The organism is Shouchella rhizosphaerae (assembly GCF_036700015.1).
Lineage (GTDB): Bacteria > Bacillota > Bacilli > Bacillales > Bacillaceae_D > Shouchella > Shouchella rhizosphaerae.
Genome location: NZ_CP144921.1, coordinates 3,741,866 through 3,768,552 on the forward strand (window position 1 = coordinate 3,741,866; position 26,687 = coordinate 3,768,552).

28 protein-coding genes are annotated in these 26,687 nt (G+C 45.2%); 24 read left to right on the top strand and 4 right to left on the bottom strand.

Annotated elements, in window-relative coordinates; translation table 11 throughout:
* The first annotated feature begins 29 nt into the window (after positions 1-29).
* From V5G21_RS18630 to V5G21_RS18665, 8 genes are all read left to right on the top strand, one after another.
* Complete coding sequence (locus V5G21_RS18630) at positions 30-746, top strand: response regulator transcription factor (RefSeq protein ID WP_011246678.1); 717 nt, start codon at positions 30-32, stop codon at positions 744-746.
* Positions 746-2,539 carry an ATP-binding protein gene (locus V5G21_RS18635; RefSeq protein WP_063609391.1) on the top strand — a complete coding sequence of 598 codons (1,794 nt, stop codon included), beginning with the start codon at positions 746-748 and terminating at the stop codon, positions 2,537-2,539. The genes V5G21_RS18630 and V5G21_RS18635 overlap by 1 nt, the downstream gene beginning before the upstream one ends.
* The gene (locus tag V5G21_RS18640; RefSeq protein ID WP_156323103.1) at positions 2,536-2,712 is read left to right on the top strand and encodes a hypothetical protein; all 177 of its coding nucleotides are present in this window, start codon (positions 2,536-2,538) and stop codon (positions 2,710-2,712) included. The genes V5G21_RS18635 and V5G21_RS18640 overlap by 4 nt, the downstream gene beginning before the upstream one ends.
* Entirely contained in the window at positions 2,679-3,749 is a 1,071-nt protein-coding gene (locus V5G21_RS18645) for a FecCD family ABC transporter permease (protein ID WP_011246680.1), read from the top strand. Before V5G21_RS18640 ends, V5G21_RS18645 begins: the two co-directional genes overlap by 34 nt.
* A complete protein-coding gene (locus V5G21_RS18650) occupies positions 3,746-4,525 on the top strand; it encodes an ABC transporter ATP-binding protein (RefSeq protein WP_095316110.1) in 780 nt (259 codons plus the stop codon). The genes V5G21_RS18645 and V5G21_RS18650 overlap by 4 nt, the downstream gene beginning before the upstream one ends.
* 70 nt (positions 4,526-4,595) lie before the next feature.
* Complete coding sequence (locus V5G21_RS18655) at positions 4,596-5,147, top strand: cob(I)yrinic acid a,c-diamide adenosyltransferase (RefSeq protein WP_338465006.1); 552 nt, start codon at positions 4,596-4,598, stop codon at positions 5,145-5,147.
* Between the two features lie 110 nt (positions 5,148-5,257).
* On the top strand, positions 5,258-5,401 hold the full coding sequence (locus tag V5G21_RS18660; RefSeq protein WP_011246683.1) for a hypothetical protein: 144 nt from the start codon (positions 5,258-5,260) through the stop codon (positions 5,399-5,401).
* 96 nt (positions 5,402-5,497) lie between these two features.
* On the top strand, positions 5,498-6,259 hold the full coding sequence (locus tag V5G21_RS18665; RefSeq protein WP_011246684.1) for a TerC family protein: 762 nt from the start codon (positions 5,498-5,500) through the stop codon (positions 6,257-6,259).
* 139 nt (positions 6,260-6,398) lie between these two features.
* Here V5G21_RS18665 and V5G21_RS18670 read toward each other — a convergent pair whose 3' ends face one another.
* The 3 genes from V5G21_RS18670 to V5G21_RS18680 all read right to left on the bottom strand — a co-directional run bounded on the left by V5G21_RS18670 (position 6,399) and on the right by V5G21_RS18680 (position 10,348).
* Complete coding sequence (locus tag V5G21_RS18670; RefSeq protein ID WP_095326055.1) at positions 6,399-7,778, bottom strand: FAD-dependent oxidoreductase; 1,380 nt, start codon at positions 7,776-7,778, stop codon at positions 6,399-6,401.
* Positions 7,779-8,065: 287 nt separating this feature from the next.
* Positions 8,066-9,667 carry a phosphoglycerate dehydrogenase gene (gene serA, locus V5G21_RS18675; protein ID WP_011246686.1) on the bottom strand — a complete coding sequence of 534 codons (1,602 nt, stop codon included), beginning with the start codon at positions 9,665-9,667 and terminating at the stop codon, positions 8,066-8,068.
* Positions 9,668-10,096: 429 nt separating this feature from the next.
* Positions 10,097-10,348, bottom strand: coding sequence for a ferredoxin (locus tag V5G21_RS18680; RefSeq protein WP_062747071.1), 252 nt, complete (start codon positions 10,346-10,348; stop codon positions 10,097-10,099).
* Between the two features lie 136 nt (positions 10,349-10,484).
* On the opposite strand from V5G21_RS18680, the gene V5G21_RS18685 reads away from it, so the two are divergent.
* From V5G21_RS18685 to V5G21_RS18705, 5 genes are read left to right on the top strand one after another with little or no spacing between them, the layout of a single operon-like run.
* Positions 10,485-11,525, top strand: a complete 1,041-nt coding sequence (locus tag V5G21_RS18685) for a helix-turn-helix domain-containing protein (protein WP_035204088.1) — start codon at positions 10,485-10,487, stop codon at positions 11,523-11,525.
* The gene (locus tag V5G21_RS18690; RefSeq protein ID WP_011246689.1) at positions 11,519-13,021 is read left to right on the top strand and encodes a RecQ family ATP-dependent DNA helicase; all 1,503 of its coding nucleotides are present in this window, start codon (positions 11,519-11,521) and stop codon (positions 13,019-13,021) included. Before V5G21_RS18685 ends, V5G21_RS18690 begins: the two co-directional genes overlap by 7 nt.
* Positions 13,021-13,596 (top strand): CPBP family intramembrane glutamic endopeptidase, encoded by a 576-nt coding sequence (locus tag V5G21_RS18695; protein ID WP_011246690.1) that lies wholly within the window; start codon positions 13,021-13,023, stop codon positions 13,594-13,596. The genes V5G21_RS18690 and V5G21_RS18695 overlap by 1 nt, the downstream gene beginning before the upstream one ends.
* Positions 13,597-13,608: 12 nt before the next feature.
* A complete protein-coding gene (locus tag V5G21_RS18700; RefSeq protein WP_011246691.1) occupies positions 13,609-13,803 on the top strand; it encodes a hypothetical protein in 195 nt (64 codons plus the stop codon).
* 44 nt (positions 13,804-13,847) lie between these two features.
* A complete protein-coding gene (locus V5G21_RS18705; RefSeq protein WP_011246692.1) occupies positions 13,848-14,261 on the top strand; it encodes a YpbF family protein in 414 nt (137 codons plus the stop codon).
* A gap of 159 nt (positions 14,262-14,420) precedes the next feature.
* On the opposite strand, the gene V5G21_RS18710 is transcribed toward V5G21_RS18705, so the two are convergent.
* The gene (locus V5G21_RS18710) at positions 14,421-14,741 is read right to left on the bottom strand and encodes a helix-turn-helix domain-containing protein (RefSeq protein ID WP_011246693.1); all 321 of its coding nucleotides are present in this window, start codon (positions 14,739-14,741) and stop codon (positions 14,421-14,423) included.
* Between the two features lie 196 nt (positions 14,742-14,937).
* Between V5G21_RS18710 and V5G21_RS18715 the strand changes: the two genes are divergently transcribed.
* From V5G21_RS18715 to V5G21_RS18765, 11 genes are all read left to right on the top strand, one after another.
* On the top strand, positions 14,938-15,153 hold the full coding sequence (locus tag V5G21_RS18715; protein ID WP_050749038.1) for a helix-turn-helix transcriptional regulator: 216 nt from the start codon (positions 14,938-14,940) through the stop codon (positions 15,151-15,153).
* A gap of 874 nt (positions 15,154-16,027) precedes the next feature.
* Entirely contained in the window at positions 16,028-17,248 is a 1,221-nt protein-coding gene (locus V5G21_RS18720) for a glycosyltransferase family 4 protein (RefSeq protein ID WP_011246695.1), read from the top strand.
* Positions 17,245-18,282, top strand: a complete 1,038-nt coding sequence (locus V5G21_RS18725; protein ID WP_011246696.1) for a glycosyltransferase family 4 protein — start codon at positions 17,245-17,247, stop codon at positions 18,280-18,282. Before V5G21_RS18720 ends, V5G21_RS18725 begins: the two co-directional genes overlap by 4 nt.
* Positions 18,275-19,336, top strand: a complete 1,062-nt coding sequence (locus V5G21_RS18730; protein ID WP_011246697.1) for a lysylphosphatidylglycerol synthase transmembrane domain-containing protein — start codon at positions 18,275-18,277, stop codon at positions 19,334-19,336. Before V5G21_RS18725 ends, V5G21_RS18730 begins: the two co-directional genes overlap by 8 nt.
* A gap of 288 nt (positions 19,337-19,624) precedes the next feature.
* Positions 19,625-20,812: a M20 metallopeptidase family protein gene (locus V5G21_RS18735; protein ID WP_011246698.1), complete on the top strand. Its 1,188-nt coding sequence runs from the start codon at positions 19,625-19,627 to the stop codon at positions 20,810-20,812.
* A 146-nt stretch (positions 20,813-20,958) separates the two neighbouring features.
* Positions 20,959-21,741: a metallophosphoesterase gene (locus V5G21_RS18740; protein ID WP_041823793.1), complete on the top strand. Its 783-nt coding sequence runs from the start codon at positions 20,959-20,961 to the stop codon at positions 21,739-21,741.
* Positions 21,742-21,755: 14 nt separating this feature from the next.
* The gene (locus V5G21_RS18745) at positions 21,756-22,667 is read left to right on the top strand and encodes a MerR family transcriptional regulator (protein ID WP_050748971.1); all 912 of its coding nucleotides are present in this window, start codon (positions 21,756-21,758) and stop codon (positions 22,665-22,667) included.
* A gap of 111 nt (positions 22,668-22,778) precedes the next feature.
* The gene (locus V5G21_RS18750; RefSeq protein WP_011246701.1) at positions 22,779-23,381 is read left to right on the top strand and encodes a genetic competence negative regulator; all 603 of its coding nucleotides are present in this window, start codon (positions 22,779-22,781) and stop codon (positions 23,379-23,381) included.
* A 138-nt stretch (positions 23,382-23,519) separates the two neighbouring features.
* The gene (locus tag V5G21_RS18755; RefSeq protein WP_011246702.1) at positions 23,520-24,206 is read left to right on the top strand and encodes a response regulator transcription factor; all 687 of its coding nucleotides are present in this window, start codon (positions 23,520-23,522) and stop codon (positions 24,204-24,206) included.
* A gap of 20 nt (positions 24,207-24,226) precedes the next feature.
* Positions 24,227-25,645, top strand: a complete 1,419-nt coding sequence (locus tag V5G21_RS18760; protein ID WP_041823796.1) for a sensor histidine kinase — start codon at positions 24,227-24,229, stop codon at positions 25,643-25,645.
* Positions 25,642-26,658: a LolA family protein gene (locus V5G21_RS18765; RefSeq protein ID WP_011246704.1), complete on the top strand. Its 1,017-nt coding sequence runs from the start codon at positions 25,642-25,644 to the stop codon at positions 26,656-26,658. Before V5G21_RS18760 ends, V5G21_RS18765 begins: the two co-directional genes overlap by 4 nt.
* Positions 26,659-26,687: the final 29 nt, after the last annotated feature.

A 26,687-nucleotide genomic window follows, 5' to 3' on the forward strand; every position in this document is an offset into this window, starting at 1 on the left:
AGAGCAGTATCGATAAGGAGGTTTCCCAAATGGAATACAAGCCAACATTGCTTGTTGTTGATGATGAAGAGCGGATTCGCCGCCTATTGCGAATGTATTTAGAAAGGGAAGAGTACCAAATTGAAGAAGCAAGCAATGGCGAGGAGGCACTTGAACTCGCCCTTGCCAAAGAATATGACTTGATTTTGCTTGATGTGATGATGCCTGGGATGGACGGCGTCGAGATGTGCCAAGAGCTCCGTAAGAAAAAAGCGACGCCTGTAATGATGTTGACGGCCAAGGGAGAAGAAGCAAACCGTGTGCAAGGGTTTGAAGTAGGAGCCGACGATTACATTGTCAAACCGTTCAGCCCCCGGGAAGTGGTGCTCCGTGTGAAAGCTTTGTTGCGCCGTGCATCTGCTACTAAGTTTTTGCAAACTGACACACAGACAAAAGATGTGCTCGTGTTTGGGCCACTCACGATTGACAATGATGCCCATCGAGTGACTGTTGACAAGACGGAAATTAGTTTGACGCCAAAAGAATATGAACTGCTCTTTTATTTGGCGCAATCACCAGATAAAGTGTTTTCTCGTGAACAGCTATTAAAGGATGTTTGGAACTATGAGTTTTTTGGCGACTTGCGAACAGTCGATACACATGTCAAACGGTTACGCGAAAAATTGAATCGCGTTTCTCCAGAAGTAGCAGCCATTATTTCAACCGTTTGGGGGGTTGGATACAAGTTTGAGGCGACGCGTGGGTGATGCTGTGGCAAAGTGTAGTCGGGAAATTATGGTTTACCATCCTTTTGCTTGTCACAGCTGTATTGACAATTCTAATGGTGCTGCTGCTTCGCTTTACAGAAGGAAATGCAATTGAGGAAGCTGAAAGCCGCTTAAACAGCTACGCAAATATGGCAAAAACGATGTATGAAACCCATACGGATGAAACAAGCACGTATGATTACTTGCAATCGTTAAGCAATGAATTCCAAATTAATATCACCATTATTAAAAATGGCGCAAAAGCGTGGAGTGCCCAAGGCAACCGTTCAGGCGAGATCAATGTTGCGACATTGCTGGAAGAGTGGTCGGTAGAAGGACTTGAAAAAGGCGAGCGGATTGTAACAGAGGCCAATTATCCTGCCAGTGGACAGGAGCAAGACCCGATTGAAATGATCGTTGTCGGTGTGCCGTTATCAGAAGATTATTTAACGAGCAGCGGCATCATTTTATACCAACCACTGTCTGCCGTCGAGGAAGCAGCTGCAGAAACGCGACGGATTATCTATTTGTCAGCAGGCATTGCGTTAGTGTTGACGACTGTTTTTGCGTTTTTTTTGTCAAGTCGGATCACGGCACCGCTGCGAAAAATGCGGCAAGCGGCATTGGAAGTGGCACAAGGGCAGTTTCATACGAAAGTGCCGATCCTTACACAAGATGAGATTGGCCAGCTAGCGATTGCCTTTAACCGGATGCGCCGAGAGCTCAATCGCAACATTTCCGAGTTGAATCAAGAAAAAGAACAGCTTTCCCATATTCTCGCCTCAATGGCTGACGGCGTGATTACACTAGACCGACAAGGCAGAATCTTATTGACCAACCCCCAAGCAGAGGAAGTGTTAGCGCTGCTCTTCTATGAAGAGGGGCAAAAGCCAATAACGGGTGAACGGAAAACATTGCCAGTATCGTTAACACCTTTGTTTGAACAAGTCGTTTCAGCGGAGAAAGAAGAGCTGCAAGAACTGTCCGTTCAAGGGCGAAGTATGGCTGTGTTGATGGCGCCTCTCTATGCTGAAGAGCATGTCCGTGGTGCTGTAGCTGTTGTCCGTGATGTAACGGAAGAGCGCCGGCATGACAAATTGCGCAAAGATTTTATTGCCAACGTGTCGCATGAGCTCAGGACGCCAATCTCAATGTTGCAAGGCTATAGCGAAGCCATGGTTGACGGGGTAACATCAAGTGATGAGGAACGAAAAGAAGTCGCGCAAATCATTTACGATGAATCGCTACGTATGGGCAGGCTCGTCAATGAGCTTCTCGATTTGGCACGTATGGAAGCAGGCTATATTGACTTGAATCTGGAAGAAGTGGATCTCGATTCTTATTTAGAACGGATTACCCGCAAGTTTGCAAGCTTTGCCCGCGAATATGACGTAACAGTCGAATTGGCCAAGCCAGGAAGAGGACAGATTGCTGTATTTGACCCTGACCGGATTGAGCAAGTTTTAACCAATTTAATTCATAATGCGATCAGGCATACAAACCCTGGTGGACTGATTACCGTTGTACATGAACAAGAAGAAGAACGTGACACATTTGCTGTAGTTGATACAGGGAGGGGCATTCCTGAAGAAGACCTTCCTTATGTGTTTGAACGTTTTTATAAAGCGGACAAAGCGCGGACAAGGCAGCATGGCGGAACAGGGCTGGGCCTTGCTATTGCGAAACATATTATTGACGCACACCAAGGGAAAATTACTGTCCATAGCCGCTTAGGAGAAGGGACAACATTTCGTTTTACGTTGCCTAAACAGCAAGGCGATAAAGGGAAATGAGACATTCTGTGATTAAACAGAGGCAAGCAATGGTATTGCTCAAGTGGATGTGGGCAATGCAGACGGATGCAGCGTTTGTCGGAATCGACAAGGCGCTGCATTTGCCGTTAGGAAGAAAAATGGCAGGAGGAACGCTACCTTGTTACCGCAGCGCACATTGCAACGATTCTTAAAAACGCATAAAATCGCCGTTTACGCTGGAGCGATAGCGATCACTCTGTTTGTAGTGATTGCTGCTGTTCGCTTTGGCAGCGTCGGCCTTTCATTCCCAACGGTTTTCTTCGTCCTTGTCCAAGAAGGGCTGAACATCCCTCTTGGACAAGAATTAGATCCAGGGCATGTACAAATTATTTTACACATTCGCCTTCCTCGAGTGCTGTTGGCGCTTTTCGTTGGCGCCTGTTTAGCTGTAGCTGGTGCTGCTTTTCAAGGGCTGTTGCGGAATCCACTTGCAGATCCTTATACGTTAGGCGTTTCCTCTGGAGCTGCGCTTGGGGCAGTCGCCGTGCTATTCTTTCAATTGGCCTTTTTCGGAGCGTGGACATTGCCGCTTGTCGCAATGGGATGTGGCTTTTTGACGTTAGTGGCTGTCTTGTATTTCACAAAGATCCTTTCCCCATCTTTGCAAAATGAAACCGTTGTGCTTGCAGGGATCATTGCCAGTGCTTTTCTAGGGGCAGGCCTTTCGCTAATGATAGCCATGTCGCAAGATGAACTACGGCAAGTCATCAATTGGTTGATGGGCAGCGTTGCAATGAGAGGTTGGGCCCATATTGGCTTGTTGCTGCCGTTTTTTGTGGGTGGGTTCACATTGTTGTTTTTTTGTAGGAATGAGTTGAATGCTTTTATGTATGGAGAAGAAACGGCGCAGCATTTAGGCGTTTATGTGGTACAGAAAAAATACATCATCCTTATTGCCGCGACGATTTTAACAGGAAGTGCCGTTGCCGTCTCGGGTACAATTGGCTTCGTTGGTCTTGTTGTCCCCCATATGTGCCGAACGCTTTTTGGAAGCGACTATTCACACTTGCTGCCCCTGGCAGCCATCGTTGGCGGCAGTTTTTTAGTAGTATGCGACATGGCAGCCCGTGTCGTCGTTTCTCCTGCAGAACTGCCAATTGGCGTTGTAACCGCGCTCATTGGTGCCCCAACCTTTGCGTGGATGCTATATAGAAGCCAGCGAGCGAAAAGGAGGGACCAGGCGACATGATTGCGGCAAATAACCTTTCCGTTAACCGAGGGGGGCGTCTAATCCTCGATCAAGTAAGTTTCCAAGCAAAGAAAGGGCGAATGCTTGGCATACTTGGAGCAAACGGCAGTGGCAAAACGACGTTGTTAAAAACGGTGACAGGTTTTTATCCTTATCAGGCAGGTTCAATTGAAATTGACGGAAAGCCACTGGCTACACTAAAGCCAAAAGAGCGGGCGCAGCGGATGGCTGTGCTATCCCAAGATGAGCATGTTTCCTTTGACGTGCCTGTCTATGAAGCCGTCGCCCTTGGCCGCTACGCCCATCAACAAGGCTTGTTTGCTGTTAAAGGAAAAACAGACGACGACATCATTCGGAAAGCGATGGAGGAGACAGGTATAAGCGACATGGCTGAACGGTCGTTGTTAAGTTTGAGCGGCGGCGAAAAACAACGTGTCTGGCTCGCTCGGGCGCTAGCGCAACAGCCTGACAGCTTGCTACTTGATGAACCGACAAACCATTTGGACTTGGCTCGCCAAGTTGCGCTCATGGAGCATTTAACAAAACTGCTGGCATCACGGCAATTGACGGTTGTGTGCATTCTACACGACATTAATCTGGCAAGTTTGTATTGTGATGATGTGTTGTTACTGAAAAACGGAAAAGTGATATGCCAAGGTGAAACGCAATCGATCTTGACACGGGGTGTTCTTGAAAATATTTACGGAACAGCTTTTCATGAATGGAAAGAGCCTGTAAAAGGAAGGAAACAATTTTCGGTGGTCACACGCGTCTAAAGCGTGGTGTCAAATGAGCAAACGTCCGCAAATCGAAGACGTCCAAAATAGGCCTTAAGGAGAAGGTAGAATGAAGATTTATACGAAAAGGGGAGATTGGGGCGAGACGAGCATTGTCGGAGCCCGCTTGCAAAAAACAGATGCACGCGTTGAAGCAATTGGTGCAGTCGATGAATTGAACAGTTCACTTGGCTTTGCGATATACAGCTGTAAAAAGCACGGCCTTAGCCAACTAACAGAGGAACTGATTGTGTTATCACACCAATTATTTGATGCAGGGGCCGATTTGGCCCAAGCGAAAGAGGCGGAATGGAAGATCACGAGCGCCCATACCGATGCGTTGGAGCGTTGCATTGACGCCCATACGGCTAAGTTGCCGCCACTGTCCGGGTTTATTCTTCCAGGAGGGTCTGAACCTGCTTGCGCATTGCATCGTTGCCGTACAGACGCCCGCAAAGCAGAACGTAAAATCAATAGCGTCGCTAATGTGTCCCAAGCGTTGTTGCCTTTTTTTAACCGCTTGTCGGACTGCTTTTTTACAATGGCGCGTAGTGCTAATCACGAGTTAGCCGAACAAGATGTCCTCTATGTTGGCGAGCAACGCCTGCAAAGGGAGGAATAAAACCGGAAATGAAGCCATATGGATAGTACTGACGAATGTTTAAAAGAGCGATAAGAAGGCGCTATTTGCCGGCTTAGTGGCTCTTTTTTAGCGACTTGAAGGAGGCCAATATGGTTGGTTTTATCGATTTTGTAAGGCGGATCGGGATTGTGCTTGTGCTGGGGCTAGCCATTAGTTTGCTTTTTTTTAGTTTGAAAAGTCCTGTCACAGACGAAGTCATAATGGAGCGAAACATCGAGCGGCAAAAGCAATAACTTGCCAGTTCATTGCTTTTAGCTGAAAGAAGCGTACATAGTTAAAAAGCCGTTGGCAACCCTAAAGGGAGCAACGGTTTTTTAGGAGGGAAACATGTGCCGCTTCTTTTAGAATATGGTTGGGTTTTGCTTGTTTTAATTGCTCTAGAAGGGATTTTAGCTGCTGACAACGCAGTGGTGCTGGCAATGATTGTTCGCCATTTGCCAGAAAACGAAAGAAAAAAAGCTTTATTTTATGGGCTTGCAGGTGCTTTCTTATTTCGCATCATTTCTTTGTTCTTTATTTCTTTGCTTGTCGACGTTTGGCAAATTCAAGCAATAGGCGCTATTTACTTGTTGTATTTGTCGATTCACTATTTGTATCGAAAATGGGTCAAGAAGAAAACAAAGAGTGCAAAGGCGATGAAAGCGCCTGTAGGATTTTGGAAAACAGTCGTAAAAGTCGAGCTTGCCGATTTTGCATTTGCGGTCGATTCCATTTTAGCGGCCGTCGCCCTTGCCGTCACATTGCCAGCGACAAATTGGCCAAACATTGGCCAACTGGACGGAGCACAATTTGCTGTTGTCCTAAGTGGTGGGATCATCGGCATTGTGATTATGCGGTTTGCAGCAGGCAAATTTATTAAATTGCTTGAATGGCGGCCAAGCCTTGAAACAGCCGCTTATTTAATCGTTGGCTGGGTTGGCGTAAAACTTCTTGTTTATACACTTGCCCATCCTGATTTGCACATTTTACCAGAGCATTTCCCAGAATCTTCGTTATGGAAAACGATCTTTTGGACCGTATTTGCTGGAATTGTCCTTATCGCTTGGTTCAAGTCGTCTAAGGATTTGAAAAAGGCTTCTCTACAACCTTAAAGATTGTCGACCAACTTTGTTGTTGTGTTGGAGCTGGCGGTGCACGCTTTCGAAAACGCTGTTCTAGCACCCGGTTGGCATTGGCTTGACGGACAAGTAAAAAAGCAGCCACTCCTTGAAAAGAGGGCTGCTTTTTCATTTAAGTTGATACGCGTACTTCTGCTGTTTTTTGCATTGGTTCCCTTTGTTCAAGAATGTTAAGGGCGAGCGAGTTCAGCAGGTGAATAGGCTTGCTATAATGTGGTTGGAAGAAGAAATCAGCAAACGCTAAATCAGTCACCGTCATCTGCTGTTGGATGCAAACCGATACGGTATTCATTAGGTGTGTCTGATCGGTCTTGCTCATAACTTGGGCACCGACAATACGAAGCGATTCCTGTTCGAAAACAAGCTTTATGCGAACTTCCTCAGCAGAAGGCATGAATGTCGGGCGTTCATGGTCGGTGAATGTAAACGAACGGACATCAAGGCCATAGATCGCTGCTGCTTCTTCCGTTAAACCAGTAGAGGCAATGTTTAGGTCGTACAATTTTAGTCCAGATGTTCCTTGTGTTCCTTTATAGGCAAAGGTCGGGCGCTTAATATTGTACGCCACAAGCGTGCCCATTTTGGTTGCATTGGTGGCAAGAGGAATGTACGCCATGTGGTTGGCAGAGTTGTGAAATACTGCACAATTGTCTCCAGCAGCAAAAATGTTAGGATCGCTCGTTTGCATATATTCATTCACAAGTAGAGCGCCATTTTCAAGTGTGTCGACTTTATCTTTAATGAGATCTGTTAGTGGCTTAAAGCCGACGCAAAGCAAGACAAGGTCTGCTTCGTGTGTCTGTTTGCTTGTTTGTACAGCTTGGACGCCCCCTGCCGAGTTTCCGATAAATGACTCGACTTTTTCGCCTAGCGCAAGCGTCACATGATGTTCACGTAATGTAGTTTCAATCTTATCAGTAAATTCATGGTCGAGGTATTTGTTTAAAATACGGTTGGCACCTTCGATAAGGGTTACATCCTTGCCGTTTGTTGCAAATGCCTCCACGAGTTCAATGCCAATGTAGCCCGCACCAATGACAGCTATTTTTTGGGCGTTCGTTGCTTTTTTAATAATTTGCTGTGCTTGGTAATAGTTTTTGCAAAGCTGAATGTTCTTTAAGCCGACACCAGGAATAGACGGTATGACTGGAGCAGACCCTGTCGTAAATACGAGTTTGTCATACTTGTCCGTAAATTGTTCACCTGTTTGAAGGTTACGAACACGAATTTTTTTCTTTTCATTATCAACGTTAATCACGTCGTGAAGGACGTGCATGTTTGCGCCAAGAGCAGCCAATTCTTGTGGAGATGAATAAAACAAGTCTTCAGCATGCTCGACGACACCGCCAACGTGCAAGGCAATTCCGCAAGACAAAAAGGAGACTGTATCGTTTCGTTCATAGACGGTTATGTCAGCGTCAGGATGGAGCCGGAGCAAATTTTTAACGGCAGTCGTACCCGCGTGGGTACAACCAATCACAATTATTTTCATTGTTGTAGCCTCCTGTATAAGAATGTGAGTAATTTCACAAGAGTGGTCTTTATTTGTGAACCATTGAGCAAAATCCTCAAGTTGATCATATCATATTGTGAACTGGTGAGCAAATGTTTTTTGAAGCTGACATGCTGGTTTGTTTTTAGAATCGCTATGGAAGTAGGGGAAGTAGAAGAAAACGAATGCCACCTCGTTGAAAAACGAGGTGGCCAGGCAAGTGATCGTTCATTTATGCTATCGGCGAATCCTGCCTAGTAGCAAAAGCTGTCTATGTTTTTCAAGACTTATAAATCAATGACGTTAGCAATAGCGATTTCGTCAAACGTTAACAAACCGTCGATCACAGTTTGATCGACATGTTTATCGACTTGGACAATCATAATCGCTTCGCCGCCGGCTGATTTCCGGCCTACTTGCATCGTTGCGATATTGACGTCATGCTTAGCGAGAAGTTGGCCCATTTTGCCGATAACGCCAGGACGATCAAAATGTTGAATGTATAAAATATGCCCTTCTGCGACGACGTCGACTGAAAAACCGTTGATTGATACAATCCGTGGACCGTATTCATGGATGTAAGTCGCCTTCATTTCAAACTGTCTGCCTTCGCCGTGGACAACCGCTTGGATGAGGTTAGAGTAGCCGAATGTTTTCGTCACATGCTTTTCGCCAAAGGAAATGCCACGTTCTTTGGCAATAAGGGATGCGTTGACATCATTGACAGCCGCATCAACGCGTGGTTGAAGAAAACCGGAAATAAGGCTTCTCGTTAGCACGCTCGTATTTTGTTCGGCCGTTGTGCCGCTGTAGAACACTTCAATTTCTTGGACAGGGATACGCATCAATTGTGATAATACGGAGCCCATTGTCCTAGCAAGGTCGTAATAGGGCTTGATTTTTTCGTAAACGTCTTTTGGCATAGCTGGCAAATTAATCGAGTTTAATGCCGGCTCACCGTTTAAAAATTGTAGCACTTCCTGAGAAACTTGGGCAGCCACGTTTAGCTGCGCTTCTTTCGTAGAAGCAGCAATGTGAGGCGTTGCCACTACGCTAGGATGGCCAATCAATTCTTTGTCTGTCGCTGGTTCTTCTGTAAACACATCCAAAGCAGCCCCGGCAACATGGCCGTTGTTTAAGTAGTGTTTTAATGCCTGTTCATCAATAATGCCACCACGGGCGCAATTGATTAAAAACACTCCTGGCTTTGTTTTCGCGATTGTTTCCATATTCAAAAGCCCTTTTGTGTCTTTCGTTAATGGCGTATGCACAGTAATGATATCAGCAACTGATAAGACATGGTCCAACTCGCCTTGGGCAATCCCAAGTTTTTCTGCTCGTTCAGCCGTTAAAAATGGATCATACACAAGCACGCCCATTTCAAACGCTTTGGCCCGTTTGGCTAATTGCGTACCAATACGGCCAAAGCCAACAATGCCGAGTGTTTTTCCCCGAAGTTCAGTCCCTTGGTACGCTTTGCGGTCCCATTTTCCTGACTTGACACTAGCGTTAGCTTGTGGAATGTTGCGCAACAGGGCGCACATCATCGCAAATGTGTGCTCCGCCGTCGAAATCGTGTTGCCGTCAGGTGCGTTAATGACGACAACGCCATGTTTGGTTGCCGCTTGTATGTCTACATTGTCAACACCGACGCCGGCACGAGCAACGATTTTCAAGCGCGGCATACGGCTGAGGAGCTCCTCGGTGACTGTAGTGGCACTGCGGATTAACAGGGCGTCGTATTGCTCCAATGGCCCAGCGTTGTCGACGCTTGCTTGTGTAACCTCGACATGGTCAGCCTCAAGCAAAGGCAATAGGCCTTCTTCGCTCATGGTATCGGCTACGAGAATATGAAATTGGGCTGTTTTTGGCTCTGCAACTTGGTTCATTGTACTCCACTCCTTTTATGGTTCTTCCTACATAAATGAAAAACGCCCCCCACAGCGGCAGAATTTTGCTGTGAGGGGCGAATGTTCGCGGTACCACCCTCGTTGTTTGCACAAGATGTGCATCTTTACTGGTAACGGCAGAAGCCGGCACACGTCTACTGTTTTTCGACGTGACAACTTAGAAGGGCTATCCAAACAGGCTGTCACTGGTTTGCAGCTCCCACCAGCTCTCTGAATCGGCCTTGCTTTTCATGTCTTCATCATCGTTTTTAGCAATTTGATTTGTTAGATAATTTATCATGGCAACGCAGAAAAGTCAATCGTCATAACCAAAAAAGTTCGGTTTTTCTTGTAATCGCTAATCCCCGTTTGTTATAAAAAAGAAAAATACCGAAAAAAGACAGATAACTTTAATCAAAAGCGAATCTTTTATTCGTATTTAGTCGGATCGCCGTTAAAAGGCTTGTCGGAAATTTTAATCGAGTCTGTTGGGCAGCCATCTTTTGCATCGATTGCATCGTCAACGAGCAAGTCGGGAAGTGGCTTATTTCCAGTATTATGATCAAGGAGAGCGTAAGCTAGCCCTTCTTCATTGTAATCATACACATCTGGGGCAACGAGCCCACAGGCGCCGCAAGCAATGCATGTATCTAGTTCGACAATCGTATAACAGTTTTTCATGGCAGAACCCCTTAAGCCTAAACTGATTCAATTGTAGCGCGCAACAAGCAAAACTGCAATTGACAAACAAGGACAAAAACAAGGCTGTTTTGATACAATGAGGAAAACCAAGGCACGATTGAAAGAGGGAAAAATCGTGAAAGAACAGCTTTTTATGCTTGCCTGCCATCGTTTTCAAGGCGAACGCTCTTTATTCGGGGCGTATCATTTATTAAAAGGCAAGCGTTCCGCCCAAACGATACAAGATGGCGCTTTGTTCAACGCTCTTCCTTTGTTTGGTCTTTTGCCCCAATTGTCCTATACCGAAGCGGAACAAGTCGTGAACGCGTTGCTTGAAAATGGGAAAGTCCGCGAAACAGACGGGGCGCATCAGCTGACTGAGAAAGGCGAGATCCAGTTGGATGCCTGGCTACATGACCATTCTTACGTGCACCATATAAACAATGGGTTGTTCCAACAAACGGATGTGCTTTTTTGGAACCGCCTCGCTCTACTTGTGCAGTCATTAAATGCATTAGCAACGGGGACTTCTTTTATTCCTGTCGTCGGTGATTTAGATGTACAACGATTCGTCAAAAGCGCACTCCCAAAACCGGCCGAACGGCATCGATACAGGATGAAGGTATATAAAGAATGTGCCGCTTTTTTAAGAAAGCGCGACCGGCTGCAAGCTGAACTATTTGTTCTCCAGCTTTCAAGGCAAAGGCGGATCGGGGAGACGAGGCAACAGCTTGCCTTGCGCTATCGTCTTTCCTTAATGGAAGTTGAACTACGCCATAAAAGCAACCTCCATGCACTGATGGCTGAGATTAGTGAAAACCCGCACGATTACGAAGTGCTTTTACATTTGCTTCCAACAATACAAAGCCGGACAAGCACTGCATCGGCACGAAAAACTGCCTCTTTATTGTCGAGAGTTGATTCCGTGCAAGAGCTCGCGCATATACGCGGCTTAAAGCCGGCGACGATTGAAGATCATCTTGTCGAAATTGCTTTGTTTGACCGCTCTTTCCCGATAGACCGCTATGTGAGCGAAGAAACGCAAAAGAACATTTTACGCGTCAGCCGCGAACTCCGTACATTAAAGTTAAAAACGATTCGAACAGCGCTTAACAATGAAGTCACGTATTTTGACATTCGGCTTACGCTGGCGAGGAAAGGATTCATACAATGTTAGAACGCCATTTGCAAGCTTTGTTTGGTTTTACTTCATTTAGGCAAGGGCAAAAAGAAATCATTGAAGCGCTCATAAATGGGGCAGACGTGTTGGCTATGCTCCCGACAGGACGGGGGAAGTCCCTTTGTTACCAGCTGCCTGCTTTTCTTGCCAACGGGGTTACGATTGTCGTTTCACCGCTGCTCGCATTGATGGAAGACCAAGTCCAGCAGTTGAAATCAATCGGGCTGAAACAAACGGCCGCTCTCAACAGCTTTACGGAAAAGGCAGAACGGAGACGTTTGCTCCGCAATCTTGCAAGAGTGAAACTGTTGTACACGTCGCCAGAAATGTTGCAATCACGAGAACTGCTCGCTGCTTTGGCAAAGGTCAAAGTCGCTTATATTGTCGTCGATGAAGCCCATTGCGTGTCTTATTGGGGGCATGACTTTCGCGCTGATTATTTGCGGATCTGCGACATTAAACAGGCGCTCGGTTCACCGCCTTGTTTAGCGATTACAGCCACAGCCACGAAAGAAGTCCGCGCTGATATTAAAAAGCAGCTTGATTTACGGACACCGTTTGAACATATTGAGAGTGTCAACCGCTCCAATATTGTGCTACTAGCTGAGGAGGCTGCTGACCAAGCACAAAAACAGCAGCGCCTTGTGGAAATGGTCGCTACTTATCAAGCACCAGGAATCATTTATGTTCAGAGCAGAGCCCAGGCAGAAGCATGCAGCGCTTATCTTGCTCAGGAAGTGAAGCATGTTCGGACGAGCTTTTATCATGGCGGCATGGAAAACGCTGACCGCTTGCTTGTCCAACAACAATTTATGAATGGCCAACTGGATGTGATTTGTGCGACGAACGCATTTGGGATGGGGCTTAACAAAACAGATGTGCGTTATGTCATCCATTTGCATTACCCACTTGACATCGCCTCCTACATCCAAGAAATTGGTCGCGCTGGGCGCGATGGGGCTTTAAGCTTTGCTTTGCTTCTAACTGCTCGAGAAGATCGTGTACAAGCGAAAAATTTACTTAAAAAAAACGATTTTACTGCCGATGAATGGGTATGGGCACTTTCACAGTTAAAAGTAGGAGAGCCGCTTGATTTTCCATCATTTGAGAACCGGCTTTTAGCCATGCAATCCGATCAAGCACGGACGGTTGGCTATTTGTTAGAAAAATGGGGTGTAATCAAGGGAGGGCTTGTCCAATCCTTTTCAATGGCAAAACTAACAAGTTTGCTCCACCGCCATTTTAAAGAGCAAATCGCCGCCAAACAGAACCGGCTGTTACCGGTGTTTCACTATGGCCGTGATGACCAAACTTGCCGGCGCCAACAACTACTTTCTTATTTCGACGAGGTTCCAGCCCCCCATAATCCGTGCTGTGATGTGTGTGGCCTTACCCTTGACTCGTTTAAACGGACGCCTGTTAACGTAAATGAAGCGCCGTTTTTGTGGGAAGAAGAGCTTAAAGCCGTTTTTGCAGTGGCGGAGGGAAAATGATGAAAGCAAACCGCCGCGCCACCACTCAGCTGGATAAAAAAGATTTCTACATCAGCCTATACGGTTCGCAATTGCTGCTTTTGGTCATTGGCATCGCGTTAAGCTTTTTCTATACAGGCGGACCAGTTGGCATTTGGCACAGCCTTGAATTTCAGTGGGCTACGGGAATAGGGAACGGAAGTTTGTTTGCTGTTGCCGCTCTGCTTCTAAATTGGCTGCTTGTCGTGTTGCTGCCAAAAGGCTGGCTTGATGATGGGGGATTGAATGAGCGTGTTTTTACCGGCATGGGCCCTGTCCATATTGTCTGTTTTTGCTTGTTGGTGGCCTTCTGCGAGGAATGGCTATTCAGAGCGGTTTTGCAACAGCTCGTTGGGCTGCCGCTGGCGAGTCTGCTGTTTGCGATTGTCCATTTTCGCTATGTAACAAAGCCTGTGCTGTTTGCTTACGTACTCGTTATAAGCATAGGGCTTGGCTGGACGTTTGAGGTGACAGGGAACTTTGCGACTGTAGTATGTGCGCATTTTTTCATTAACGCTGTTCTTGCCTTTGTTTTAAATGCTAAGAACAGAAAGTAGGAGGGGATGCCAATGAGCGAACAGCCGATTGATTTAGAAAACCAAGGAGAACCTGAAACGCTGCCTCCCCGTTCAAAAGTACGGCACCATAAAAAGAAACATAAAGACAAGAAAAAAGCAGTGGTCTCTCCCATTGCCCATATGCTCGCTGTTCTTTTCTTTTTGCTTGTTTTCACAAGCTTAGCAGTCTCGTTCTATTTGTTCTAAAAGGACAGCCTTTCCCATAGATTACGTATGGGAGGGGTCAGGCGATGGGAGGACAACTGGCACTAGAGATGATTACGAAAGAGTTGATTAAACGTAAAGCAGAGTGGGACCGCTTGGAGAAACAACACTTGTTTTGCGGGTGGGCTGCACTCATTAGTGGGTGCACATTTGTAATTCTTTTGAATGAACCTCAAACTGGGCGCACGGTCTTTCCCAAAGCGTTGCTGGCTTCGCCATTGTCAACAACTTTACTCGTCGTGCTCTTTTTGTCTCTTATTGGACTTGTTTATTTATCAAAGAAAGCGGCAAAAAAAGAAAAGGAATTTGAGGCGCTGCGCAACGAGTTTATCGAGCGCAGCGAAGAGTTTTGGCCAGCTGAGCGTAGCGCAGCCGAGAAAGAAGCCTATTTAAAAGAAATGCAAACGCGCTACTCCATCAACTTGTTTTATTTCGAATGAGATATAGATAAACAGATAAGCTAAAAAAAACAGCCTGCTTAGCAAGCTGTTTTCGTTTGTAACAAACATACATTCATAGATGTCGGTCGTCTACCTCGTTCATCTGCTTTAAAACCGCTATGCAAAGGCCTCTGCACACTTGCCTGCACATCTCGTTTATTAGTCTGTTTCACTTTCCTTTTTATTGGCCTGGAAGCGGATAAAGGCAAGGTGTTCACGCAATAACTGTGCCTCTTTGTGCGTAAGTTCGTTGTCATAAAAGAAAGAGCCATTTTTCTCTTTGGAACGCCCTAGCAGATAATCGGTTGAAACACCGAAGACATCTGCAAGGCGGCGTAATGTATCGGTGTCAGGGGTGCGGTTGCCATTTTCATAACCTGATATGGACACTTTTGTTACATTGATCAGCTCGCCTAGCTGTTCCTGGGTAAGCTGTCGTTCTTTCCTTAATGTTTTTAGCCGCTCTGGAACAATTGTCATATGCACAACCCTTTCTGCTCGGTCTACCTGTATTATATGTTAACAAATCGCTAACGTAAATTCGGTTAACTAAATAGAAACAATTGTATTTACAGAAGAAACTGGGAAGGATATACTGTAGTTAACTTTTAGTTAATCAAATGAGGTGATCGTATTGCAGCGGGAAACATTGAAAAAAGTTCGATTGGAGCACCAAATGACGTTAGAGGCAGTAGCAAAAAAAATTAACGTGAGTACCCCATTCTATTGGCAAATAGAAAATGGGAAAAGAGGGCTTTCTTATGAACTTGCTTACCGAATTGCGGCTGTTTTTTCCTTAAAGCCCGATGATCTCTTTTTTGACGATGTGTTAACTAATGATTTACAAAATGGAAAAGAAACAAAAAATGATAAAAGCCAGTCTAACAAATAAAAAAGACGGATTCCTTTTTATATGGGGACATGTGTCCGTTATAAAAAATAGTAAGTCTTTCAAGCGCCAACTTTGGCGTTTTTTTATTCAATCGAAAACAATCAATTGCAAAGAAAATAAACATAGTAAGCAGGAACAAGACCATTTTTTAGCCAATGAAGACAACAGTAATATCAGGCTAGAGACTGAGTGCAAGACCATTCTAAAGGGTATCGCGCTTTTTGGGACGGATTGTTAAAATAAATGCGTAGGTGGCAATGATTTTCAAAAGGAATTAAGATGGTGATGAGTTCCTAAACGTCCAAATGCAAGTCGATCATTCGATTCTATCGAACATAATGTTGGTTTTCCGGGTTTGTAAAGGTGACCGTTTATTAGCACAAAAGTTTGTATGTGAGGTGAAAGGAGACAGATAAAATAAAAAGGCATTTAATCGGTTATCAATAGTCAATAAGTCAGCGAAGGGATAAACGGCTACTGGCAAGCTGGCAACACGGGGCAAAAGGAGGAGAGGCCGTCGATGGCGTCTATTGAACCAATTGTTATAGCAGAGCGAATGGATGACATGGTGTATGATGTCAAAAAGAAACTTCGGCCCACTTATGCCGGTATAGCCTTTTAAGACAGACTTAAAGAGCGAAAAAACTGGCAAACGACACAATGTATTTGCAGATATCATAGTATTAGTGTACTATTTGAATAGAACACTAGAACAAGATTGATTCGCCTTTGATTGAAAAGGAAATGGGCTTAATTCTAAAATTTTTATAAAAAGAAATGGGATCTTTCTTCTTTTATTGGCAAGAAGCTTTATACTTTACTAGTGTTCTATTGAGAAAGTAAGCTCCATTTCAGAAAAGGAAAGAGGAATAACATGAATATTGGGATCTTTACCGACACCTATTTTCCGCAAATTAGCGGGGTGGCTTCGTCTATTGCAACACTTGAAAAAGAATTGAGCGCCCGGGGTCATCGCGTTTACATTTTTACCTCAACGGATAAAGCGGCAGATCCAGAACAGGAGGAGGGGAAGGTTTTTCGGTTTTCAAGCCTTGCTGTTGGATTTGTGCCCGAACGACGCTTAGCTTACGCTGGGATACGCAGAGCGACAAAACTGATGAAGGAACTAAACATCGAAATCGTCCATACCCACACAGAATTTACAATGGGATGCTTAGGAAAGCATCTTGCACATAAATGTAAGCTTCCTCACATTCATACATACCACACGATGTATGAAGACTATGTTCATTACATTGCACGAGGAAAGCTGTTGTCTCCGAAAATGGTTGGCCGTTTAACAAAATGGTTTTGCCGCGGTGCTGATGCTGTCATTGCACCTACGGAAAAAGTGAAGACCTATTTGCGCCGTTATAAAGTGAGCGAACCAATTTATGTCATCCCTACAGGCGTCTCAGTGAAGCAGTTTAAACGTTCTGAAGCAAGCTTGGTGGATGTGTTGGCGTTAAGGAAAAAGCTTGCGATCAATGAAAGTGACAAAGTCATTATTAGCATTGGCCGGATGGCAGAAGAAAAAAACATGGAGGCGCTCTTGTACGCAATCAAATCATTGGAGAGCGAATTGGACCATGTGAAAACGGTGATGGTTGGAGACGGGCCTGTCCGAAAGTCTCTTGAAGCGCTGGCTGTATCCCTTGGAATTAGCGAGCATGTCCGCTTTACTGGTGCTGTTGAGTGGAACCAGATCCACCATTACTACCATTTAGGTGATTTGTTCGTAAGTGCCTCGACGACTGAAGCGCAAGGCCTTACCTATATTGAAGCAATGGCTTCAGGCTGCATTGTAGTGGCCAAGTCTGATCCAAGTATTAAACGGATTGTCTTAGACGGCACAACTGGTTTTGTATTTAAAGAAGATGAGGATCTTGGACCACTTTTGCGCCGTTTGCTGCACTCATCCCATTTATCGAAAGTGCGCAAAGCTGCCAAGAAACAAATTCAGCCATTAACCGCAGAAGCGTTTGGCGCCAAAGTAGAACAAACTTATTTTGAGCTCGCCAAAAACAAAAAAATCGAAAACAGTTCGCCTAAACTTAGGCAAGCAATCCTTTATCGAAAAGAGCAGTCATTATGATTAAACTCGAAATGTTATCGTCTGCAGAAAAAGTAAAAGGGCAGGGGGTCGCCTCTGCCTATCGGGAACTAGTCAACGTTCTGGAGCGAAAAGCACAACATAAATACGATCTTCAATTGAATACATTTCAAGCTGCGGATATTACTCATTACCACACTATTGACTTAAAGTTTTACCTTGCGTCATTCTCGCGGAAAAGAGGCATAAACGTAGGCTACGTTCATTTTTTACCTGAAACGGTTGACGATAGCTTGCAGTTGCCACGCTTCTTTCGACGTGTGTTTTACAAATACATTCTCGCCTTTTATAAGCGGATGGACCGACTTGTTGTCGTAAACCCTTCCTTTATCGACAAGTTGGCTCAGTATGGAATCGAGCGTGACCGGGTATCCTACATTCCAAACTTTGTGTCTAAAGAAGGGTTTTCTGAAGGGACGGAGGAAGAGAGAATCGCGTTTAGACAGCGGTTCAATATTCCGGAGCAGGCGTTTGTCGTGTTAGGTGCAGGGCAAATCCAACACCGAAAAGGCGTATTGGATTTTCTGGATGTCGCCAAACGCCTCAAACATATTCATTTCGTTTGGGCAGGCGGTTTTTCGTTTGGGCAGTTAACTGCTGGATATGCCGAATTGAAAAAACTAGTGGAAAACCCGCCGGAAAATGTCCATTTTACAGGAATCCTTGAACGCCATGAGATGAAGCATTGCTACAATGCAGCGGATTTGCTTTTTTCGCCGTCTTATCATGAGTTGTTCCCGATGACAATTTTAGAGGCAATGAGCTGTAATAAGCCGTTGCTACTTAGAGATTTGCCTTTATATGAAAACATATTATTTGATTTTTATGAGCGGGCTGGAACGAACGAAGCGTTTGCGGCGACGATAGCACGTTTGGAGGCCGACCGCAGTTTTTATGAGCAGACGGTCGAACGAGCTAAAAAAGGGGCAAGCTTCTACTCAGAAGAACGATTGCTTAACGAGTGGGACGCCTTTTATTCAAGCCTCCTCAAAATAAGGGAGCCAGTGCATGAATAAGAAACAAATATTTTTACAACTAGCGCTAGTCATTTTGCTCGGCGCCCTGTGCGTGTTTTTCCTGGCACGGAATGTTAGCTTGGAGGCAGCTATTGAAGGCATTCGCCAAGCCCACTTAACTTGGCTTGCTCTTGCCGCGGTTATTCTGTTGTTGTCGTGGCTCTTGGAAGCAGCCGTTCTAAAAGTGATGGTCGGAAAAAGAGCAAAGCTGGGGTTATTCGACAGCTTTTATTCCACAATGATAGGCCAAATGTTTAATCAAATTACACCAATGGCAGCAGGGGGGCAACCTGCACAGCTTTACGTATTAGTGAAAAAAGGTGTGCCTGGTGGAAGTGCCACGTCGATTTTGTTGATGAAATTTCTCGTCTTCCAAGTCGTGCTTGTGTTAAGCTTTTCCGGAATTTTAATCGTAGGCTATGGAGCGTTGGCGCAAGCAATGCCACAGTTGAAACTGCTCATGCTGATTGGTTATGGAGTCCATGTTGTTGTGATTGTGGCGATGTTGCTCGTCGTGTTTTACCGGAAGCTGGCGGAAAAACTTGCCTACGGGATTCTCTACCCTGTTCGCTTTTTTAGCAAGCGTAAGGCAGTTGAATGGAAAATCAAATTAGGCGGGGCGTTAGTCGATTTTCATGAAAAAAGCAGGCAACTTGTGCGGAGCAAGCGTGCTCTCTTGGTTACATCTTTGTTAACTACTGCACAACTATTGCTGTTTTTCAGCGTGCCTTATTTTATTTTTCAGGCACTTGGTGCGCCGAATATCACCCTTTTAATTGGCACAGTGTTCCATGCGTTTGTGGTCATGTTTGCAACAGTTGTGCCGACCCCTGGCGGCAGTGGTGCGGCTGAGATGACGTTTAGCGGGCTGTTCCAGTCTTTTGTATCGCCAGCAACATTGTTAATTGCACTCGTATTTTGGCGGATCCTTACGTCATACAGCTCAATCTTAGTTGGCTTTGTGCTCATATTAGGGGAGAGCCGCAAAAAAATTAGGCGAGTTAAGGAGAAGGCTGTGGAAGGGGTATCAATAAGGAGGCGGCAGAGGTCGTAACAGGAAAATGATAAGCGCTTGTTGGATAGCCTTTCAAAATCGCCTTCCGTTATGCTATACTGGAGATGTATTCGTTTTCTTTAAGGCAGATAAAGCAAGGAGTGGACAAGAATGAGCGGGTCTCAATTAATTTCAATTCTCGGCATCGGTCTAACTGCCATTGCTGTGGCGGTTTCGATGGCGTTTATGCTTTTGAAAATGTCCCAGAACTCTGATTAAGGCAGTATGTTTTATTTGATGGTATCCTTTTAGGGTACCTTTTTTGTACATAAATGAGGAGGGGTGTCGGTGCAAGAGTCGTTGTTTAAAAAACTTGAATCACTTTACCCAGAAATGGTGGAATTGCGCCGGGATTTTCATGCTGAGCCTGAACTGGCCTTTGAAGAAGAAGTAACACCAAGAAAAATTGCTTCCTATTTGCAAAATCTTGGTATTGACGTGCGCACACAAGTAGGGGGACGTGGTGTCGTCGGGACGATCAAAGGCAAAAAACCAGGCAAAACAGTAGCATTGCGGGCTGATTTTGATGCGTTGCCAATTCAAGAAGAAACAGGGCTGCCGTTTGCTTCGAAAATTCCTGGGAAAATGCATGCTTGTGGCCATGATGGCCATACCGCTACATTGCTCGTATTGGCAAAAGCGCTTGTGGCGATGCGTGATGAGTTAGAAGGGACGGTTGTTCTCATCCATCAATTTGCAGAAGAATTTGCCCCAGGCGGTGCGATTGCAATGATTGAAGATGGTTGTTTAGATGGGGTGGACGCCATTTTTGGCACCCATTTGTGGAGCCCTCTTCCTTATGGGGAAGTTGGCTATTCATATGACCGTTTGATGGCTGCTTCAGACCGCTTTGAAGTAAATATACAAGGAAAAGGCGGGCACGGAGCTCTTCCCCATGAAACAGTCGATGCTGTCATGGTCGGCTCGTCTATAGCGCTGATGCTCCAACAGCTAGTGAGCCGCAATGTCAACCCTTTAGAACCGGCAGTTGTCACAATCGCTTCTTTCCACGCCGGAGGTGCTTTCAACGTCATTAGCGATACGGCGAAATTAGAAGGGACGGTAAGGACGTTTAGTGAAAGCGTACAAGACCAATTAATTGCCCGTATGGAAGAAACGATCAAAGGGGTATGCGAGGCGAGCGGAGCGACTTATTCGTTTACTTACGCAAAAGGGTATCCAGCTGTTGTGAATAACAGTAAAATGACGGAACTTTTAATGGAAACAGCGGCATCGTTTCACCCAGCAGAAAAGTTGCATGAAATCGAGCCTGTTATGGGTGGAGAAGACTTTTCTTATTATTTACAACGTGTTCCAGGCGCGTTCTTTTTCACTGGTGCTGGAAATGAGGAGAAGGGGATCGTTTATCCTCACCACCACCCTAAGTTTGATATTGACGAGCGGGCTATGCTTGTGGCCGCCAAACACCTAGGCGCAGCTGCTTTATCCTTCTTAGGCACTGGAGATAAAAAGTAACACGGAGGCGAATCATAAGCCTCCGTTTTTTTGTTCGTTTTGTTCAAGCGAACAATTGGCCGAGAAAAGTTGCCAAATAAGGCAATTATGGCAGGAATGTGGTATGATACAACTATACTTTTCGAATGACAAGGAGCTTAATGGAAATGTGGAAATTCTGGATAAAAACCGCTGTTGCTTTTGCTGGGGGCGCCTTGGCGATGCATATGGTGAGACAAGCCCAAGAAAACAATGTCCGCTTCCACACTTTCTCAAGCGCGAAAATCCCAACAAAAGCAGATCCAATCGAGCTTTTGTTTATTTCGGATATCCACCGGCGGCGAATTGCCGATGAAATATTGGATATGGCGAGAGAGCGTTGCGATGCGGTATTGATCGGTGGAGATCTAACAGAGAGAGCTGCTCCAAAAGCACGGACTGAAGAGAACTTACAAAAATTAGTTGAATTGGCGCCTGTTTATTTTGTGCGAGGCAACAATGACGATGAAGTCGATCAACAATGGCTTGCTGCAAGCCTTCATAAATATGGCGTAAGCTATTTAGACAATAAACGAACAACGATAACGATAAAGGAAACTCCTGTCACAATCATTGGACTTAGCGACAGAGACTATAGCGAGGAAGAACTGGACAAGCTTTTTGCCGACAAACAGGACACTTATACAATTGTCCTTTGCCATTACCCAAATGTAAGCCATTCCCTACATGGGAGGGATGTGGACGTGATGCTTTGTGGACATACGCATGGCGGGCAAATCCGTGTCTTTGGTTTCGGCTTAGAGAAAAAAGGCGGACTTGTACAGGAAGGCGGATTTTTGAAACTCGTGAGCAATGGGTATGGAACGACATCTGTGCCCCTTCGTTTGGGCGCGGCGCCTGAAGTTCATGCGATTACGATCAAACCAAGCACAGCAAAGGTGGAGGAATAGGGGGCAAAGGCAGGATGATGACCTCTAAAGATGGGAAGTATAACATAAAGGCCGTTTCCAAGAAATTAGGGATTCACCCGGGAACGTTAAGGGCGTGGGAAAGGCGATACCAGGCGATTAACCCGGACCGGAACGAAAGCGGCCATCGTTTGTATACAGACGAACACATTGCCGTGCTCCGCTGGCTAATTGAAAAAGTCAATGAAGGATTTTCCATTAAACAAGCCGTTGAACTAAAAGAGGCTGACAAAGCGAGCGGGGAATGGAGTACAGCAACGGATAATTCGAGCTATATAAGCCACCTTGCCACGGATTTTCTAAAAGCTTTGCTCGCCTTTGACGAAGAACAAGCCCAAGAATGGCTGAACCGCGCTTTTAGTATGTATTCGATGGAACGTGTGGCGATTGAACTGTTCAGCATCGCCTACGACATGCTTGAACAGGAAAGAAGGCAAGGAACGATTACACTTGCTCATCAACAATATGCTGTACGAGCCATGGAGGCGAAAATCACAAATTTGGCAATGGTGCTACCTGCTGACAAGTCAAAGCAAAAAATTTTGTTGTTTTGCGGCCCTCATGAACAATCGGCTTTGCCGTTAAGGATCTTTGCCTTTTATTTGAAACGGAAAGGCTTTAGCACAATCTGTTTTGGGACAGGAATTTCTGTTGAAGATGCAGAATTGGTTGTGCAGCAATGCGCGCCTATTCTTGTTGCAGTTTCTTGCAGAGACGAACAGAATATGCAGGCTGCTGAGGACTGGTTGAAACAAGTGATAAAAAAACAGCCTAACACGAAAATAGGGTTGCTTGGAAAAGGGTTTCCCGAGCTCCCTGACAACAAGAAAGCAAACTGTGAGACGATGTTCATCGGCAAGTCAAGAGCAGACTGGGAAATTTGGGTTGAACGAATGCTGCAACCTTAAAAATTGGATTTAGGAAAAATAATGATTTTGAGAACCATCTTTTGCGTATCCACATACCGTATCGTATAGATACGCGCGAGAGAACCATACGGGCATAAAGGAGGGGCTGGTATGCGCTTAGAGCGTTTAGCAATCGATAAATTTAAGGTTTTTTTAACCTATGATGATATGGACGAAAGAGGGATTACAAAAGAAGACTTGTGGCAAGATGTTCCGAAAGTCCATGACTTATTCCGGGATATGATGCTGGAAGCAGATGACGAGCTAGGTTTTAAAATCGATGGGCCGATTGCGGTTGAAGTGTTTGCGATGCCAGCGCAGGGCATGGTCTTTATTATTACGAAAGGCGACCCTGCTGACGAGTATGATGCCGAAGACTATGAAGAAGGATTCATTGAAATGCAATTGACTTTAGACGAGACCGACGAAGTTTTTTATGAATTTTCTTCGTTTGAAGATGTCATTGGTCTCGCATCTCGTCTACATGCCATTGACATGCTAGGCGGCGAATTGCATTCCTATCAAACGCGCTTCTACTTAAAGTTTAACGAAGCAGAGCTTGAAGAAGTGAATGAAGCAGCCCTTATAGCGATTTTATCAGAATTTGGCAGCCCGGCAACGACCTCTTTCCATCGTATTTGCGAATATGGAAAAGCGTTAATGCCGGCACAAGCGATTGAACAGCTTTATCGGATTTTTTATCTGAAAACGTAGCTAGGTGTAGCGAAAGGCATGAAACCTTTCGCTGCTTTTTTCGTAAACAAAAATAACAAGTACTTGAGCGAAAAGCATCAAACGAAATGAAACCTTGGTTTGATAAGGGGTAGCATTTTAGGAGTGTGAGAACGGTTTATGGCAATATTGTTAATCGAAGATGATCGATCAATTGCAACGATTGTGAAAGAGTATTTAGAGAGGGAATCCTTTAAAGTCGTATGGCAAGCTGATGGGGAAAGCGGCTACCATGCCTTTTGTGAAGGTGCGTACCAGCTTGTATTAATCGATTTGATGCTTCCGAAAATGGATGGGTTTGCTTTGTGTGAGAAAATTCGTGCCAGTTCAGAAGTGCCCATTATTGTTGTTAGTGCAAAGCAAACTGATTTCGACAAAGTCCAAAGTTTCGGGTTAGGCGCAGACGACTATGTGACAAAGCCATTTAGCCCCCTTGAACTAACGGCAAGGGTGAAAGCGCAAATTCGCCGTTATGAACGGTCGTACCCACAGCAAGAAGACAGGCTTCAATTTATAGATGTAGAAATCGACATAAAAGGCAGGCGTGTTTTCGCCCGTGGCGAGCAGATTTCTCTTACAGCAAAAGAATTTGAACTGCTGCTGTTTTTAGCCAACCACCCAGGGCGCGTTTTTACAAAAGAAGAGCTGTACGCAGCAGTATGGAATGGCGATGGCTTTGACAGCAGGACGGTTACAGTCCATGTGAAAAATGTCAGACACAAATTAAAAGACGGGACGAAGCATCCGAAATACATAGAAACGGTATGGGGCGTTGGTTATAAATTTATAGGACTTGGGAACCGATGAAGCTTAGGGGGCAGTTAAACTTGCTCTTGCTCGCAACCGCGCTTGTCCCGTTTATCGCGACAAGCTTATTTTCATACCAACTAAACCGTGTGGCGAAAGAAGAGTCAAGTAACCATTTAGAATCGATGATTGTCGCTAAAAGCATAAGCCGAACGCTAAATCAGAATGCACAAATGTTTGATGGCTCGGCAAAGGAGCTTGGCCGCTTGGCGCTCAAACAACATGAAAACGTCCAGTTAGGTCTTTATTCAAAGGATCGGGCTTTGCAATTCCAAAGCTCCTCTGAGGAAGGGGGATTTGCCACCCACCTTACGCCAGAGGCCATGTTCAGCAATTTGTATAGTTGGCAATCAAGTGATTCGGCCTACATTTACAAGGAGCCGATTTTTTTGCAAGACCAAATTGCAGGCTACTTTGAGCTTCACTTTGACAAAAGCGGCATACGCAAGGAAACGAAGGAAGTCTACATGCTGACGATCCTGTTTTTCCTTATAACGGTAGGTATCACGCTTTTCATTGTCCAGCACTGGTTTAAACGGAATATGCTCGTTCCTTTTGCTTGGATGAAAGCGGAAATGGACGAAGTGGCTTATGGGAAACAAAATCGTACGACTCCAGTGAAGCGTGGCCGCACAGAAGTTGGCCAACTGATGGACAATTTTGCGAACATGGCAGCGCATTTGCGTGCAATTGATGCCCAAAAACAAAGTGATGACGAAGATCGCAAAAAGCTGATTGCGGCGATTTCACATGATTTACGGACGCCTTTAACATCGATACGTGCGTATGCGGAAGGGATGAACGCCCACCCTGACAAAAGGGAAGAGTACAGCAAGGTTATTTTAGCAAAGACTGAGTATATGCAACGATTGATTGAAGATTTGCTGATTTTCTCCCAAGTTCATTCAACGAGCTTTAGTTTGTCGTTAAAAAAAGTCGATGCAGAAGAGCTTGTCGAATTGTTGTTTGATGGCTACGACCTTGAAAAAGAGCAGCTAAGGTTAAGTACGAGCATGGAGATAGAGCCGGCTGAAGTCGATGCAGATGCAGGCCGCCTTGTTCAAGTCATGGACAATTTGGTTACCAATGCCATTTGCTATTCGCCTGAAGGAGGAGCGATTTCCTTGTATGCAACAAACAAGCAGTCTTGTTTGCCACCATTCGTGGAACGGACAAATGAACAGCGACTCTATATTTTTGTTAAAGATGAAGGACAAGGCATCCCAAGTGGCGTACAACGCCAGCTCTTTGACCCGTTTTTTCAAGTAGAACAGGCGAGAAGCCAAACAAACGACAAGGGGGTAGGCTTAGGACTGTCTATTTGCCGGGAGCTGATTCATCAACATGGAGGCACAATTGATGTCTATTCGTCGCCACCACATGGAAGTACGTTTTTCTTTTCCATTCCGTGCATAAAAACTGAGGGGGGAAATGAATGAAACGGCAACCGCTTTTTTTAGCGGCTATAACAGGGTTGTTGTTTACAGGCGGGTGCAGCTTTATGAGCATCAATGCTGAAGAGGTGCTAGAACAAGCCCTTGCAAGAGAAGAAAAGTTTGTTCCTTATACGCTCATTAAAGAATTTGATGATGGCTACAGCGAGTCGGTCTATGCAAAAGACGAGCAAACGCAACGGGTCGACTTTGCCCAAGACGGCCAACTGTTGTCCACTTCTTTATATGTTGATGGCCATATTTATGAAAAAGACTATGAATCAAAATTAATTTACGAAGCAAACGCAGAAGAAGCGATGAACCCGCTTACTCCAAAAGAAGCATTGCTTGATGAAGTGAATTATTTGTTGAAAAACCATGAGATCGAAGTTGTTGAAGGCGAACGCTTTTTAAAACGGGATGTGTTTAAACTCCATTTTTATTCTGAGACTGACCACGTCTTGGAAGCGGAGTTATGGGTCGACAAGAAAACGTACCTCCAACTAAAGACGGTGTATACATACTCTGATCAAGTCGTGGCAGGGGAAGCCGTCGAGGTTCGTTTTAAGCCTGACTTTCCTGAGGGTTGGTTTGATGTGGAGGAAGATGGATTTGTTTTAGTAAGTGAAGAGGAACCTGTCCAAATAGAGAAAAACGAATTAGCTGACGCCTTTGACAAATCGCTACGCTTGCCAAACGAGGTAAACGGCTTGAAGCTGGAAAACATTGAGCTGTATGACGGCGGCAGTGAGGATGCTTCTGTGGTTGCGTCGTATGTCGATAGCGAAGGCAAAGAAATTGGACTGACCGTCTCAAAAAGCCACGGTTTGGAATGGATTGGCGAAAGTGAGACGGAGCCCGTTCGTGGCATTGAGGTCCATTTTAATTGGGAACCGTCAAGTCATTATGCAAATTGGACGGAAGACGGGCTTCTCTATGAACTGTTCACGATGAGGGATTGGTCGCAACAACAGGCAGTCGAACTGATTGAAGGCATGGAACTTGTTTCAGAAGACTAATTGGTTTTTAGAAAAAAGGATGGCAATTA

What these genes read in the sequence shown, in the direction of transcription:
- V5G21_RS18655 (WP_338465006.1), top strand. Translation starts at nt 4,596, where the DNA reads ATGAAGATTTATACGAAAAGGGGAGATTGGGGCGAGACGAGCATTGTC.
- V5G21_RS18745 (WP_050748971.1), top strand. Translation starts at nt 21,756, where the DNA reads ATGATGACCTCTAAAGATGGGAAGTATAACATAAAGGCCGTTTCCAAG.
- V5G21_RS18660 (WP_011246683.1), top strand. Translation starts at nt 5,258, where the DNA reads ATGGTTGGTTTTATCGATTTTGTAAGGCGGATCGGGATTGTGCTTGTG.
- V5G21_RS18630 (WP_011246678.1), top strand. Translation starts at nt 30, where the DNA reads ATGGAATACAAGCCAACATTGCTTGTTGTTGATGATGAAGAGCGGATT.
- V5G21_RS18725 (WP_011246696.1), top strand. Translation starts at nt 17,245, where the DNA reads ATGATTAAACTCGAAATGTTATCGTCTGCAGAAAAAGTAAAAGGGCAG.
- serA (WP_011246686.1), bottom strand. Translation starts at nt 9,667, where the DNA reads ATGAACCAAGTTGCAGAGCCAAAAACAGCCCAATTTCATATTCTCGTA.
- V5G21_RS18705 (WP_011246692.1), top strand. Translation starts at nt 13,848, where the DNA reads ATGGGAGGACAACTGGCACTAGAGATGATTACGAAAGAGTTGATTAAA.
- V5G21_RS18635 (WP_063609391.1), top strand. Translation starts at nt 746, where the DNA reads ATGCTGTGGCAAAGTGTAGTCGGGAAATTATGGTTTACCATCCTTTTG.
- V5G21_RS18680 (WP_062747071.1), bottom strand. Translation starts at nt 10,348, where the DNA reads ATGAAAAACTGTTATACGATTGTCGAACTAGATACATGCATTGCTTGC.
- V5G21_RS18700 (WP_011246691.1), top strand. Translation starts at nt 13,609, where the DNA reads ATGAGCGAACAGCCGATTGATTTAGAAAACCAAGGAGAACCTGAAACG.
- V5G21_RS18755 (WP_011246702.1), top strand. Translation starts at nt 23,520, where the DNA reads ATGGCAATATTGTTAATCGAAGATGATCGATCAATTGCAACGATTGTG.
- V5G21_RS18720 (WP_011246695.1), top strand. Translation starts at nt 16,028, where the DNA reads ATGAATATTGGGATCTTTACCGACACCTATTTTCCGCAAATTAGCGGG.
- V5G21_RS18740 (WP_041823793.1), top strand. Translation starts at nt 20,959, where the DNA reads ATGTGGAAATTCTGGATAAAAACCGCTGTTGCTTTTGCTGGGGGCGCC.
- V5G21_RS18730 (WP_011246697.1), top strand. Translation starts at nt 18,275, where the DNA reads ATGAATAAGAAACAAATATTTTTACAACTAGCGCTAGTCATTTTGCTC.
- V5G21_RS18690 (WP_011246689.1), top strand. Translation starts at nt 11,519, where the DNA reads ATGTTAGAACGCCATTTGCAAGCTTTGTTTGGTTTTACTTCATTTAGG.
- V5G21_RS18650 (WP_095316110.1), top strand. Translation starts at nt 3,746, where the DNA reads ATGATTGCGGCAAATAACCTTTCCGTTAACCGAGGGGGGCGTCTAATC.
- V5G21_RS18750 (WP_011246701.1), top strand. Translation starts at nt 22,779, where the DNA reads ATGCGCTTAGAGCGTTTAGCAATCGATAAATTTAAGGTTTTTTTAACC.
- V5G21_RS18640 (WP_156323103.1), top strand. Translation starts at nt 2,536, where the DNA reads ATGAGACATTCTGTGATTAAACAGAGGCAAGCAATGGTATTGCTCAAG.
- V5G21_RS18710 (WP_011246693.1), bottom strand. Translation starts at nt 14,741, where the DNA reads ATGACAATTGTTCCAGAGCGGCTAAAAACATTAAGGAAAGAACGACAG.
- V5G21_RS18695 (WP_011246690.1), top strand. Translation starts at nt 13,021, where the DNA reads ATGAAAGCAAACCGCCGCGCCACCACTCAGCTGGATAAAAAAGATTTC.
- V5G21_RS18670 (WP_095326055.1), bottom strand. Translation starts at nt 7,778, where the DNA reads ATGAAAATAATTGTGATTGGTTGTACCCACGCGGGTACGACTGCCGTT.
- V5G21_RS18765 (WP_011246704.1), top strand. Translation starts at nt 25,642, where the DNA reads ATGAAACGGCAACCGCTTTTTTTAGCGGCTATAACAGGGTTGTTGTTT.
- V5G21_RS18715 (WP_050749038.1), top strand. Translation starts at nt 14,938, where the DNA reads ATGACGTTAGAGGCAGTAGCAAAAAAAATTAACGTGAGTACCCCATTC.